The sequence below is a fragment of the Streptomyces sp. NPDC041205 genome, assembly GCF_055591765.1.
The window spans coordinates 242,411-255,313 of the sequence record NZ_JBVIZH010000005.1; the positions used below are offsets into that span (position 1 = coordinate 242,411).

Consider the following 12,903-nt stretch of genomic DNA (forward strand, 5'->3'; position numbering starts at 1 on the left):
GAAAAGTGAAGGGCCCCTCCCGCCAAGGGGGTGTGCGGGGTTTCGCCCCTGCCCTCGCAAAGCAGGGCTGAGGCAACCCCATTGCTGGCGCTCGCGCTGCTCCACCGGAACGCAGAACGCCACCACACCCCCTCACCTCCCCCAAAACACAGCCCTTCTCCGCTCCACAAACGCCGCCACCCCCTCCCTCGCGTCCGCCGACCCCATGTTGATCTCCTGCGCCGCAGCCTCCGCCGCCAGCGCAGCCGCGCGGTCCGAGTCCAGGGACGCGTTGACCAACTGCTTGGTGAGGGCCAAGGCGCGGGTGGGGGACGCGGCCAGGCGGTCGGCCCAGGCGTGGGTTGTCTTTTCCAGGTCGGCGTCCGGGAGGACCCGGTTGACCAGGCCCAGGTGGGCCGCTTCCGTGGCGGAGAGCGCGTCGCCGAAGAACATGAGTTCCTTGGTGCGTTGGGGGCCGATGAGGCGGGGGAGGAGGTAGGCGCCGGCGCCGTCGGGGACCAGGCCGCGGCGTACGAAGATCTCTATGAAGCGGGCCGACTCCGCGGCGAGGACCAGGTCGCAGGCGAGGGCGAGGTGGGCGCCGAGGCCCGCCGCGGTGCCGTTCACCGCTGCCAGGACGGGCTTCTCGCAGTCCAGGATCGCGGTGATCAGGCGTTGGGCGCCGTGCTTGAGGGTGCGGGAGATGTCGCCCGCCGTGGGTTCGGCGGCCGGTGGGGGTGTGCCGGGGGCGCGCAGGTCGGCGCCCGTGCAGAAGCCCTTGCCTGTGGCCGTGAGGACCACCGCTCGGATGGTGGGGGTTGTTGTCGCCTCTTCGAGGAGGGTGATCAGGCGGTCGCGCTGCTCCGCGGTGATCGCGTTCAGGACCTCCGGGCGGTTGAGGGTGATCCAGGAGACGCCGTTGGGGGTGACGGTGTGGAGGAGGGGGGTGGTGGTCATCAGTGGCACACCGCCAACGCGTCCAACGCCACCGCTCCTTGCCCCCGTGGCAGTACGAGGAGGGGGTTGATGTCCAGCTCCGCCAGGGTGTCGCCCAGTTCCAGGGACATGCGCTGGACCCGCAGGACGACCTCGACCAGGGCGTCCAGGTCGGCCGGTGGGGCGCCGCGGACGCCGTCGAGGAGGGCCCGGCCGCGCAGGGAGGACAGCATGCGGCGGGTCTCCTCCTCGCCGAACGGGGGGACGCCCACCGCCACATCGCGCAGGACCTCCACCAGGACGCCGCCGAGGCCGACCGTGACGGTGGGGCCGAAGAGGGGGTCGGGGGAGATCCCGACGACCATCTCGACGCCGCGTTCGATCATCTGGCAGACGAGGACGCCGTCGAGGTCGACGCCTTCGTAGCGGGCGATGTCGGTGAGGTCGCGGTAGGCGTCGCGGACCTGGCTCGCGGAGGTGAGGCCGACCTTGACCAGGCCGAGCTCGGTCTTGTGGGCGATGCGGGTGCCGGACGCCTTCATGACGACCGGGTAGCCGACGAGGCCTGCCGCCCGCACCGACGCCGCCGCGCTGGTCACCAACTGCTCGCGCGGCACCCGGATCCCGTACGCCCGAAGGAGCTGCTTCGCCGCGTGTTCGCTGAGCCGCTGGCCCGGCCGAAGGAGCGCCTGTGCCTTGCGGAACGAGGGCGAGACGGCGCGTGGCGCCTCGTCGAAGGGGGAGCGGTAGGAGGCGGTGAAGCGGTGGTGGTCGAGGTAGGCGCGGACGGCGCCGATGCAGTTCGCGAAGGTGCGGAACGTGGCCACGCGGGACGAGCCGAGGAGCGTTTCGCGGTACGCCGCCTCCGTACCCAGCGGTGAACCCCACACCACGCACACCAGCTTGTCCGTCTGCTCCGCCGCGTCCACCAGGTCCTGCGCCAGCTTGTCGCTCATCGGCGGGAAGGGGCCCGTGATGGGGCAGATGAGGACGCCGACCTCCGGGTCCGCCAGGATCGCGTCGATGATCTTCCGGCCGCGCCAGTCGCCCACGGGGTGGCCGCCGTTGTCGACGGGGTTGGCGACGTTCAGGTAGTGCGGGATCCAGTCGTGGAGTTCGGCCTGTTTGGCGGCGGAGAGCGTGGGCAGGGGCAGACCCGCCTCGGTGGCCAGGTCGGCGAAGTGCGCGCCGGTGCCGCCGGAGATGGAGTAGACGACCACTCCGTCGGCCCGCGGCGGCCGCGCCCGCGCCAACAGCGTCGCCGTGTCCTGGAGTTCGTCCAGGCCGTCGACCCGGATCACCCCGTACTGCCGCATCGCCGCGTCCACCACCGCGTCCGCCCCGGTCAGCTTCCCGGTGTGCGAGGCCGCCGTACGCGCCCCCGTCTCCGTCCGGCCCACCTTCACCGCGACCACCGGCACCCCGCGCCGCGCCGCCCGGTCCGCGGCAAGCAGGAACGAGCGGCCGTCCTTGAGCCCTTCGACGTAACAGGCGATGGCGCCCACCTCGGGCCGCTCGGCGAAGTACGAGAGGAAGTCGGCCGTCTCCAGATCCGCCTCGTTGCCCGTCGGCGCCCAGTGCGAGAGGCGTACGCCCAGCTCCTGGAGCGTGAAGACGGGGCGGCCCTGGTGGCCGGACTGGGTGATGAGGGCGATGGCCGGGCCTTCGAGGTCGTCGCGGAACCGCTCGAAGGCGTTGAGGTTGGTGTTGGGGCCGAGCAGGCGCATGCCCGAGCGGCTGACGGCCGCCGCGAGCCGCTCCTGCGCGAGCGCGCCCGCCTCGCCGGTCTCCGCGAAACCGGACGCGAACGCCACCGTGAACTTCACCTTCGCCTCGGCCAGTTCCTCGATCACCGACAGCGGGTCACTTATCAGGAGTACGGCGAGGTCGATCGGCTCGGGCAGGTCGGCCACGGACGGGAAGCAGGGCCTGCCGAACACCGCCGGGCGGGTGGGGTGCACCGGGTGCAGCCGCGCCCCCACGCGCTCCGCCCACGCCACGAGCTGGCGCGTGATCCCGGTGTTCGGCCGCCCCTCCGCGTCCGACGCGCCGATCACGGCGACCGACTCGGGGCGGAAGAAGCGGTCGAGGTCGGGTACGTCGGCGGCCAGCGGCCGGCCGCCGACGTCCAGGTCGCCGGTCGCCGCGGCGCGGCCGTGGACGGTGGCGGCGGGCAGGTTGCCGCAGGCCACCGCGCGGGCGCGGCGGGGGTCGGAGGTGAAGGTGCCGTATGTCGATCCAAGCATCGGTCCGCCCGCTCCTGTGTGACAGCAACATAACTGACGCATAGTCAGATTACTGAACTGACGCTGTGTCAGGAATGGGGCTGCGGGTTTTGTACGACGGCGCGGGGGAGGCCGACTTGCCGTGGCACAGGAAGCTGCCTTGGTGCGGTGAAGTCGTGAGCTGCGTGAGGTCGTAAGTCGTGTGGTGGTGCGTGGGGCTGCTGGGGTGGGTGCGACATGCGCGTACGCCCGGTAACACCGGTACCACCACGGAACCGCAGAAGCCCGCCCGTGCCAAGGGTGCGGAAGCGAACTGGCCGGTTACTTGCGGCGCTTCGCCACCGCCCCGGCGATCTTCCCGGCGTCCCTGCCCAGTTCGCGCAGCATCCCGCTGATGGGGTTGGTGAAGCCGGTGAAGTACAGGTCGGGGGCCTCGGGGGCGGTGCGCGGGCCGTGTACGCGGGGGTGGCCCCGGTCGTCCAGCGCGTCGAGGTGGCCGAGCAGGGGCTCCAGGGCGCGGACGTAGCCGGTGGCGGCGATGACGGTGTCCGTGCCGACGCGGGTGCCGTCCGCGAGGACCACCTTGTCGTCCTCGAAGGACTCGACGGCGGCCACGGGCTCGACCCGCCCCTTGCGGACGGCGTCGATCAGGCCGACGTCCTGCACCGGGATGGCGCCCTCGCGGACCCGTGTGTACAGGCCGGTGTCCGGCCGCGGCAGCCCGCGCGCGGCCAGGTCGGGCACGCTCACCTTGGCGATGACGCGGCCCAGGCGGTCGACCACGGGCACCGGCAGCCTGCGGCACAGGATGCCGGAGCGCTGCGCCGGCCATCCGGCGGTGGAGCGGCGCACGATGTGCGGCGCCGTGCGCACCGCGAGCCGCACCCGCGCCGCGCCGCCCTCGACCAGGTCGACGGCTATCTCCGCGCCGGTGTTGCCGACGCCGACGACGAGCACGTCCTTGCCCGCGTACGGGGTGGGCTCGCGGTAGTCGCACGCGTGCAGCAGATCGCCGGTGTACGTGGTGCGGCCCGGCCAGTCCGGCAGGTGCGGGGTGTGGTTGTAGCCGGTGGCGACGACGACCGCGCTGCCGGTCAGCTCGCGGCCGCCGGTGGCGTGCAGCAGCCAGCCCGCGCCGTCGGCGGTGCGCTCCAGGCGGGAGACCTCCACGCCGGTGACGACTTCCAGTTCGTGGTGCTCCGTGTACTTCTCCAGGTAGCGGACCACGTTGTCGCGCGCGACCCACCTGCCGAAGGCGCGCGGCATCGCGAGGCCGGGCAGCGCGGACAGGCGGCGGGTGGTGTGCAGGCGGAGACGGTCGTAGTGGGCGCGCCAGGAGGCGCCCACACGGTCGGACTTCTCCAGGACGACGGCGCGTACGCCGCGTGCGCGCAGGGCGGCCGCCACGGAGAGCCCGCCGGGGCCGCCGCCGATGACATACACCGGATGGTCGGCGGCCGGGCGGCCGGGCGCGGGGCGCTGGTCGCGGCGCGCTTGGGGGGTGGTGGAGTCGGCCATGTTCTGGAGAGTAACCACGCCGTCACTTGATGGGTGACGGACAAGTCCGAAACCGGTTGCGATCCGATCACGTGTTCCAGGGCTCCACCTTGCCCCCGTCTTGCGCTCCGCCGTCCGGTGCGCTGAACTGACGTACCGTCAGAAGGGCTTGTTTCTTGCCCGGAACGTCCTCTTGCGGGGTGTATGCGGCGTGAAGGGTGAGGGCCGGCGGGCGTTGATGCGGAGAACCGGGGAGGGCGTCGCGGCATGGACAGGATCTGGATCGGTGACGGTGAGGGGCTCGGTGTGCCCGGTATCGGGCTTGGGCTGTGGTGGTCGGCGGGCTGGTGGTGTGCGGGGGAGAAGGGCTGGTTCGATAGGGGTGCGGAGAGTGCCGGGGGCGCGCGGCGTGCCGGGGGCGCGGGTGTCGCGGCTGGGCGCGGGTGCGGGGCGCTCCGGTGAGCGGGGCGGAGGGCTCGGGGCTTGAGCGGGCGGCGGCCCCGGACCCCGGGCGTGAGGCGGCCCCGCGCGACGGCCGTGCGGCCCGCTCCACCACCGGAACCAGTACCGGCGCCGCCACCGCCAACACCACCGCCCTACGCTTCGACCTCCCCGAACCCGACCCCTTCACCCGCCCCTACTGGGACGCCGCCGCCGAGGGCCACCTGCTCGTCCGGCGCTGCCACGCCCCCGCCTGCGGCCGCGCCCACCACTACCCGCGCGAGTTCTGCCCGCACTGCTGGAGCGAGCACGTCACCTGGGAGCGCGCGAGCGGCCGCGCCACCCTCTACACCTGGTCCGTGGTCCACCGGAACGACCTGCCGCCCTTCGGCACCCGCGTCCCCTACACGGCCGCCGTCGTCGACCTCGCCGAGGGCCCCCGCATGATGACGGAACTCGTCGCCCCCGGCGACGGCACCCGCCTCGCCCCGCGCCCCGGCCTCCCTCTCCAGGTCACGTTCCGGGAGCACGCCGAGGGCGTGACGGTACCGGTGTTCCGGCCCCGGGGCGCGGCGTAGCGCGGCGTCCGCCCGGCCGGGCGCTCAGGTGGCCGCGACCCGCTTCACGTACCGGTGGCACGGCACATGGATCGGCCCGCTGTCGCTCGCTGCCAAGTACTCGAACAGGCCCTCGTCGGTCCAGCCGCTGCGTTCGTAGAACCTGCGGGCCCGCGCGTTGCCGTTGACCACCGCCAGCCACGCGCGGGCGTAGCCCTTGGCCGCCACCCGGCGCTCCGCCTCGGCGAGGAGCGCGCGGGCCACGTCCGTGCCCCGGTGGTCCGCGTCGACGTACACCTGCTCCACCTCGTCGTCGACCACCATCACGAAACCGGCCACTTCGCCGCCGACGATCGCCACCGCCGTGTCCGCGACCCGCTGCGGCGCCCGCAGCCCGAACGACTGCGCCGTGCGCACCGCCACCAGCGCCGCCGGTACGTTGCCCAGATGGCCGTCGGACCAGCCCTCGTGCCAGATCCGAGCGATCGCCGCCACGTCGGCCGGTGTCGCGGGGCGCAGTTCCACCACGGGTTCCTCGTGGGTCGTCACGGCCACATCAACTCCCTTGCCCAGCCCCCGTTTCCAGCCGCACGGTAGCGCAGCCGCACATGCCGCCTCCGCGTGTCTCCCTGGAAGAATTCCACCTCTTGCGGCACCAGTACGTACAGCGTCCAGCTCGGCGCGTCGGCGTCCGGTTCCCGCGCGGCCCGCTCCCACGCCGCGTCCGAGGCCCGCTCCAATTCCGTGTACGCCGTCAGCACTTCGCTCTGCCGCCCCACGAGCGCCGCCGCCAGCGCCCCCGCCGACCTCGCGTGCAGGTCGGCCAGGGCCTCGGCGTGCGGGGCCGTCCGCACCGGGCCGCGCACCCTGACCTGGCGTCCTCGCGCCGCCCAGTAGAAGTGCAGTGCCCCGTACGGGTGCGCCGCGAGCTGTCGGCCCTTGACGCTCGTCGCGTGCGTCGCGAAGTGCCAGCCCTCGTCGTCGACGTCGTGCAGCATCACCGTCCGCACATCCGGGTCGCCCGCCGCGTCCACCGTCGCCAGGCCCATCGTGTGCGGCTCCGGCTGCCCCGCCCGCGCGGCCTCCGCGAACCACCGGTGGAACAGGTCCACCGGAGCGGGCGGCGCCTTCTCCGGCTCGAACTCCGGCAGCAGCTCGTCGAACTCCGGCAACCGCACGTCCCACACCTTCTGGGCGCGAAGGAGCCGCCGGAACTCCGACGCGGGCGTGGCGGGGGACTCGGGCTGGGACTCGGGCCGGGACTCGGGCGTGGGTGTCGTCATGGGGGAATTGTCGTCCCACCCACCCCCGTCCCCGTCGCAAGCCCCGCCACCGCGTCCACGTCCCGGCAACGGCGCAGACCGCCTATGTTCATGATCAACTACACAACTCCCTTCATATGCCTCTGGTCTAACGGGATGTACCGAAAGCACCACAGCGCACTGACATCCCGAAGGGCACTTCCGCATGCGCACCTACAGGATCATCACCGCCACCGCTTCCCTCGTCCTCGCCCTCGGCGGGGCCGCCCTCGCGGCGCCCACCGCCCAGGCCGCCCCGACGACCTCGGCCCGCCTCGTCCACGACGGCGACGAGCTTCTCTACCGGGCCACCCCCGGACAGAAGAACCAACTGAAGGTCGACGAGAAGATCGTCAGCCGCGGCGAGTTCGAGCAGTACTTCGAAGTCACCTTCCGCGACCGCGCCGCCATCACCATCAGCGCCGCCGCGGCCGAGTGGGACGAGTGCGCGTACTCCTCGCCGAGCGACCGCACCGTCGTCCGCTGCGCCATCGAAGTCCCGCTGGGCTCCGACGACTCGGACACCTTCCAGGTCGACCTCGGTGATCGCGACGACACCGCGACCCTGCCCGCGGACGGCGAGGCATGGGGCCGGGTCCACGGCGGCAAGGGCGACGACCGCCTCAAGGGCTCCGCGAACGCCATGCTCCACGGCGACGACGGCAAGGACCACCTCGACGGCGGCGGCGGTCCCAAGGGCTTCGGCTCGTACGGCGGCGCCGGGAACGACACCCTGGTCAACTGCGGCCAGGACTGCTTCGGCGGCCCCGGGAACGACTCGCTCTCCGGCACCCGCGAGGAGAACAACCTGCACGGCGAGGACGGCAACGACGTCCTGCGCGGCAAGGCCGGCCCCGACACCCTCTACGGCGGCAAGGGCGACGACAAGCTGTACGGCGGGGCGGGCCCCGACACGCTGTGGGGCAACAGCGGTGACGACGTCCTGTGGGGCGGCACCGGCACCGACAAGCTCAAGGGCGGCGCCGGCCGCAACGAACTGCACCAGGACTGACCCGGCCTGGGCGTGTGTGGGGGAGCGGGGGCTCCCTCACGCACGGCGCCGCGTCACCACCTCCGCGACCCGCTGCGTCATCGTCGGCCGCCCCGCCGCACTCGCCCCGACGGGGTTGTACGACAGGACGAACCTCCGCCGCCCGTCCACCGTCGAGAACGCCGCCGACGCGTAGCCGTACTGCTCACCCGTCTTGCCCCACAGCGGGACGCCGTTGACCGTGGCCGTCTGCAGGCCCGCGCCGTATCGCGCCGGGGAGCCGTCCACCATCCGCACCTCCTCCGGCGGGAGCGTGTGCATGAGCCGGAGCAGGTGCGGCGGGAGCAGACGGCCCGCGAACAGCGCGGCCAGGAAGCGGTCCAGGTCGTCGCCGGTGGATATCAGCTCGCCCTCGCCCCACGAGTACGACTGGTCGTACTCGGTGAAGTCCTTGAGGCGGCCGTCCGCCATCTCCAAATAGCCACGGACGTGCGGGCCGTGGATGCGGGGGTCGTGGCCCGGCGACGTGACCTCCCTCAGGCCGAGTGGACGGGTGACGCGGCGGTGGATCTCCGCTCCGTGCGAGCGGCCCGTGAGCTCGCGGATCAGCAGGGCCAGGAGGACGTAGTTCGTGCCGCGATACTCCTGCGCGCTGCCCGGGCGGAACTTCATCCGGCGCTCGCGCGTGACCGTCGACAGGAGGCGCTCCGGCGTCCAGCGGTCGTGGCGGTGCGCGTCTATCGCCTCCGGCGTCGACAGGTCCGGCACGTCCGGGCCGCTCTCGCTCGGCAGGCCGCTGGTGTGCGTGAGGAGATGCGTGATCCGCACCGGCGCGTAGGTGTCGGGGAGCAGGCCCGGCAGGTACCGCTGGACCGGCGCGTGCAGGTGGAGTCGGCCCTCGTGCGCCAGTTGCAGCACGACCGTCGCCACGAACACCTTCGTGATGCTGCCGATCCGGAAGCGGTCGTGACGGCCCACCTCCCGGCCCGTCGCGAGGTCGGCGACGCCCGAAGTCCCGTACCAGGAAGTGCCCGCGCCGCCCGAGCTGCCGCCTGCGCCGCCCGAGCTGCCGCCCGCGCCGCCCGCTGCCCCTGTGTCGGCCACCCGCAGGTGCGCCGCCGTCGCCCGAGGGTGGGACAGGTCCGCTATCGCCGCGCGCAGCGCCGCCGGATCCAGCGGCGCCAAGTCGTCACCCCCACGCGGGGCACGTCCCGCCGCCCCGGCCGCGAAGGCAGGTCCTGTCGCCGCTGTCCCCGCCGTCGCCGCCAGCGCGCCCCCGGCGACCGCACCCCGGACGAGGGTCCTGCGGGAGGGCCGGAGCCCCGCCACGGACGAGGAAGCGGACGAGGAAGCGGACGGGGAGGCGACAGGGGAAGCAGAGTGGGAAGCGGACGACGAACACGGAGCAGTGGAAGAAGCAGTGGAAGAAGTAGCCATGCCTCAAGGCTCCGCCGATTCTCCCTCGCGATGATCAGGGACAGCCCTGGCCCGACCCTGAAACTCCCCTTAGGGCAAGGGAATTGCGAGGCCCGGCACCCAACCCATCTGCCCCACCCACCCCATTCACCTCACCCCACCCCACTCACCCCACCCCACCTACCTCCCCAACACCAAAGTCCCCGAAGAGCAGAACCACCCACCCGTCCCCGACACCACAGCCACCTCCGGCAGCCGCCCCCCGGCCCTCCGCACCTGCCGTGCCTCCCCCGCCTCCCCGCGCAACTGCCGTACCGCCTCCACGATCAGGAACAGGCCCCGCATCCCGGGGTGCTGGGCGGAGAGTCCGCCGCCGTCGGTGTTGGTCGGCAGCTCGCCGTCCCGCAGGAGCCGTCCCTTCTCCACGAACGCGCCGCCCTCGCCCTTGGCGCAGAAGCCCAGGTCCTCCAGGGTCACCAGGGTCATGTACGTGAAGGCGTCGTAGATCTCGGCGATGTCGACGTCCGCCGGGCCGACCCCGGCCCGTTCGAACGCGAGGCGCCCGCTGACCGCCGCCGGGGACACCGTGAAGTCCTCCCACTCGGACATCGTGGTGTGCGAGACGTGCTCGCCGGAGCCGAGCACCCACACCGGCGGGTTCGCGCAGTCCGCCACGTACTCCTCGGCGGCGAGCAGCACCGCGCAGCCGCCGTCGGAGCGCAGGCAGCAGTGCAGTTTGGTGAACGGGTCCGCGATCATCGGTCCGGTGAGGACGTCGTCCACGGTGATCGGGTCGCGGTACATCGCCTCGGGGTTCGCCGCCGCGTTCGCCCGCGCCTGCACGGCGACCTGCGCCAACTGATCGAGCGTCGTCCCGTACTCGTGCATGTGGCGGCGCGCCGCCATCGCGTACTTGGCGATCAGGGTGTGCCCGTAGGGGACCTCGAACTGGAGCGGGCCGCGCGCCCCGAAGGACAGGTTCGCCGTGCGCCGCCGCGCCTTGAGGTCGGCGCGGGCCGTGGAGCCGTACACGAGCAGGACGGCGTTGGCGTGCCCCGCGGCTATCGCGTCGGCCGCGTGCGCCGCCATGACCTCCCAGGTCGCGCCGCCCACGGACGTCGAGTCCACCCAGCGCGGACGCAGTCCCAGATACTCGGCCACCTCGACGGGCGCCAGCGTCCCGAGGCCCGCCGAGGCGATGCCGTCGACGACCTCGCGGCCGAGCCCGGAGTCCGCGAGCGCGCGCCGGGCCGCCTGGCCGTGCAGCGCGTACGCCGTCGCGTCGTCGACCCGTCCGCAGTCCGAGAGCGCCACTCCCACGACGGCGACCTTCCGGCGCCCGGAGCCGCGCGCACGAGTGGAGCGATGTGTGCCCGCGGAACTGCCCGCGTCTGCGGAGCCACGTACGCCTACACCTACACCTACGCCTATACCTACGCCTGCGGACCCGCGTGCACCACCGTCAGCGCCCATGAATCTGACGGTACATCAGATCCAGTGTCGTACGGGAGGGTGCGCGCCCCTGGGCAACGACGTCCCGGAGTCCTAGCATGTCGGCCCGTCAGCTCATGTGACGGTTCGTCAGATCTGGTGTCCGGGTCCGCCGGGCCCGGGAGAGGAGCCCGCCGATGGACGCCGCCCTCACCGCGGAACAGGACGAGATCCGCCGCACCCTGCGCGAGATCGTCACCAAACGCTGCGGCCCCGACGACGTCAAGGCCGCCGTCCGCACCCCCGCCGGGTACGACGCCGGGCTGTGGGCCGCCCTCGCCGGACAGCTCGGCCTGCCCGGCCTCGCCCTGCCCGAGCGGGTCGGCGGCACCGGCTGCGGCACCCTCGAACTCGCCCTGGCCTGCGAGGAACTGGGCCAGGGCCTCGCCCCCTCACCGCTCGTCGCCACCGCCGGGCTCGCCGCCCCGCTCCTGCTCGCCCTCGGCGCCCCCCGCCGCCGCGCCGAGTTGCTGCCCCGCGTCGCCACCGGCGAGCTGACCGCCGCCCTCGCCGTCCCCGGCGCCGCCCTCGCCACCGCCCTCGGCCTCGTCGGCGACAACCACGACCACCGCGACGACTGGTCGGGCGGCGGCCGCGCGGGCGGCGTGCAGGCGCGGACGGCCGACGGCGCCTGGCGCCTCTACGGGCAGGTCGACCAGGTCCTCGACGGGCACAGCGCGGAGCTGCTCCTCGTCGCCGCGCACACCGGCGGGTTCGCCCGGTCGCGGGCGCTGCTGTTCCTCGTACGCGGTGACGCCCCCGGTCTCGTACGCGTCCGGCAGACCGCGCTCGACGAGACCCGGCCGCGCGCCCGTCTGGAACTGCGGGACGTGGAAGGGGAGTTGCTGGGCGACGCGGACGCCACGGGAGGCGTGGACGCCACGGGCGCCACGGGAGACGGAGGCGCGGCTTCGGATGTGGGCTCCGCGCTGGCCGGGACCGGCGAGCGCGTCGCCGTCCTGCTCGCCGCCGAAGCCGTCGGCGCCGCCGACCGCGCGCTCGCCCGCACCGTCTCCTACGTCAAGGAGCGCGAGCAGTTCGGGCGCGCGATCGGTTCCTTCCAGGCGGTGAAGCACCGGCTCGCCGATGTGTACGTACGGGTGCAGGCGGCCAGGTCGGCGGCGTACTACGCGGCGTGGGCGGCGGATGCCCACGGCGGCGGTGAGGACGGGGACGGGGACGGGGACCGCGGCGGGCGTGCCGAGCGGGCCGGTGGGCTCGCCCTCGCGCAGGGACTCGAAGCGCTGCGCGCCGCCGCCGCCGAGGCCGTCCAACTGCACGGCGGCATCGGCTTCACCTGGGAGCACGACGCCCACCTGTACCTCAAGCGGGCCTCCGGCGACGAGCTGCTCTTCGGGCCGGTGCACCGGCTGCGGGCGCACGCGGCCGAGCGCGCCGGGTTGTTCGCGCCGGAGGGGGCGGACCCGGCAGTGGGGGCGGCGGCCGCGGGCGCGCCGGGGCGGGGCGCGCCCGCCGTTCGGGTGGTGGTCGGGGCGGGCCGGGGGCGGCGGGCCGACGGGGCAGGCCGCTGATGGCCGCCGGGGTCGGGCTCCGGCTGGTGCGCAAGGTGTCCGCCACCCGCGTCTTCGCCCGCGTGGCCCCTCGTGTCGTGCCCGCCATGGACCGGGGTGTGCATCGGCTCACTCGTGGAAAGGTGCTGCTCAGCGCCCGGATGCTGCCCGGTGTGATCCTGACGGCGCGGGGCGCGCGGAGCGGGCTCGACCGGCGTACTCCGCTGGCGTGCGTGCCGGAGGAGGGCGGGAGCTGGCTGCTCGTCGGGTCGAACTTCGGACGGCCCGCGCACCCGGCGTGGACCGCGAACCTGCTGGCCGGGCCGGACGTCTCCATCAACTGGCGCGGCCGGGACATCCCGGTGCGGGCCCGCCTGCTGGCGGGGGAGGAGCGGGTCGAGGCCTGGCGGACGGCGCTGGCGTTCTGGCCGCCGTACGCGACGTACCAGGCGCGGGTGGACCGCGAGATCCGGCTCTTCCGGCTGGAACGGCGGTAGCGCACCCGTAGAAGACAACAGGCGTCGCACCCGCAGAGAAGAACAGACAGCGCACCCGAAC

At 73.5% G+C, this 12,903-nt stretch carries 11 protein-coding genes; 4 read left to right on the plus strand and 7 right to left on the minus strand.

Features of this window, described 5'->3' with window-relative positions; genetic code table 11:
* Window positions 1-132: 132 nt before the first annotated feature.
* The 3 genes from ACZ6BG_RS23615 to ACZ6BG_RS23625 form a co-directional block, all read right to left on the minus strand.
* Complete coding sequence (locus tag ACZ6BG_RS23615) at window positions 133-936, minus strand: enoyl-CoA hydratase/isomerase family protein (RefSeq protein WP_469004579.1); 804 nt, start codon at window positions 934-936, stop codon at window positions 133-135.
* The gene (locus ACZ6BG_RS23620) at window positions 936-3,161 is read right to left on the minus strand and encodes an acetate--CoA ligase family protein (protein WP_469004581.1); all 2,226 of its coding nucleotides are present in this window, start codon (window positions 3,159-3,161) and stop codon (window positions 936-938) included. Before ACZ6BG_RS23620 ends, ACZ6BG_RS23615 begins: the two co-directional genes overlap by 1 nt.
* Window positions 3,162-3,461: 300 nt before the next feature.
* Window positions 3,462-4,658, minus strand: coding sequence for a flavin-containing monooxygenase (locus tag ACZ6BG_RS23625; RefSeq protein WP_469004583.1), 1,197 nt, complete (start codon window positions 4,656-4,658; stop codon window positions 3,462-3,464).
* A 437-nt stretch (window positions 4,659-5,095) separates the two neighbouring features.
* Here ACZ6BG_RS23625 and ACZ6BG_RS23630 point away from each other — a divergent pair, with 437 nt between their 5' ends.
* Complete coding sequence (locus ACZ6BG_RS23630; protein WP_469004585.1) at window positions 5,096-5,656, plus strand: Zn-ribbon domain-containing OB-fold protein; 561 nt, start codon at window positions 5,096-5,098, stop codon at window positions 5,654-5,656.
* Between the two features lie 24 nt (window positions 5,657-5,680).
* Here ACZ6BG_RS23630 and ACZ6BG_RS23635 read toward each other — a convergent pair whose 3' ends face one another.
* A complete protein-coding gene (locus ACZ6BG_RS23635; protein ID WP_469004589.1) occupies window positions 5,681-6,184 on the minus strand; it encodes a GNAT family N-acetyltransferase in 504 nt (167 codons plus the stop codon).
* Window positions 6,181-6,918, minus strand: coding sequence for a pyridoxal 5'-phosphate synthase (locus ACZ6BG_RS23640; RefSeq protein WP_469004591.1), 738 nt, complete (start codon window positions 6,916-6,918; stop codon window positions 6,181-6,183). The genes ACZ6BG_RS23635 and ACZ6BG_RS23640 overlap by 4 nt, the downstream gene beginning before the upstream one ends.
* 184 nt (window positions 6,919-7,102) lie before the next feature.
* Between ACZ6BG_RS23640 and ACZ6BG_RS23645 the strand changes: the two genes are divergently transcribed.
* On the plus strand, window positions 7,103-7,948 hold the full coding sequence (locus ACZ6BG_RS23645; RefSeq protein ID WP_469004593.1) for a calcium-binding protein: 846 nt from the start codon (window positions 7,103-7,105) through the stop codon (window positions 7,946-7,948).
* Window positions 7,949-7,984: 36 nt separating this feature from the next.
* Here ACZ6BG_RS23645 and ACZ6BG_RS23650 read toward each other — a convergent pair whose 3' ends face one another.
* Both ACZ6BG_RS23650 and ACZ6BG_RS23655 read right to left on the minus strand, forming a co-directional pair.
* Window positions 7,985-9,112 (minus strand): serine hydrolase domain-containing protein, encoded by a 1,128-nt coding sequence (locus ACZ6BG_RS23650; RefSeq protein ID WP_469004595.1) that lies wholly within the window; start codon window positions 9,110-9,112, stop codon window positions 7,985-7,987.
* Window positions 9,113-9,523: 411 nt separating this feature from the next.
* Complete coding sequence (locus ACZ6BG_RS23655; RefSeq protein ID WP_469004598.1) at window positions 9,524-10,663, minus strand: thiolase C-terminal domain-containing protein; 1,140 nt, start codon at window positions 10,661-10,663, stop codon at window positions 9,524-9,526.
* A 308-nt stretch (window positions 10,664-10,971) separates the two neighbouring features.
* Between ACZ6BG_RS23655 and ACZ6BG_RS23660 the strand changes: the two genes are divergently transcribed.
* Together ACZ6BG_RS23660 and ACZ6BG_RS23665 are read left to right on the plus strand one after the other, a co-directional pair.
* Complete coding sequence (locus ACZ6BG_RS23660) at window positions 10,972-12,366, plus strand: acyl-CoA dehydrogenase family protein (protein WP_469004600.1); 1,395 nt, start codon at window positions 10,972-10,974, stop codon at window positions 12,364-12,366.
* Entirely contained in the window at window positions 12,366-12,842 is a 477-nt protein-coding gene (locus ACZ6BG_RS23665) for a nitroreductase/quinone reductase family protein (protein ID WP_469004603.1), read from the plus strand. Before ACZ6BG_RS23660 ends, ACZ6BG_RS23665 begins: the two co-directional genes overlap by 1 nt.
* Window positions 12,843-12,903: the final 61 nt, after the last annotated feature.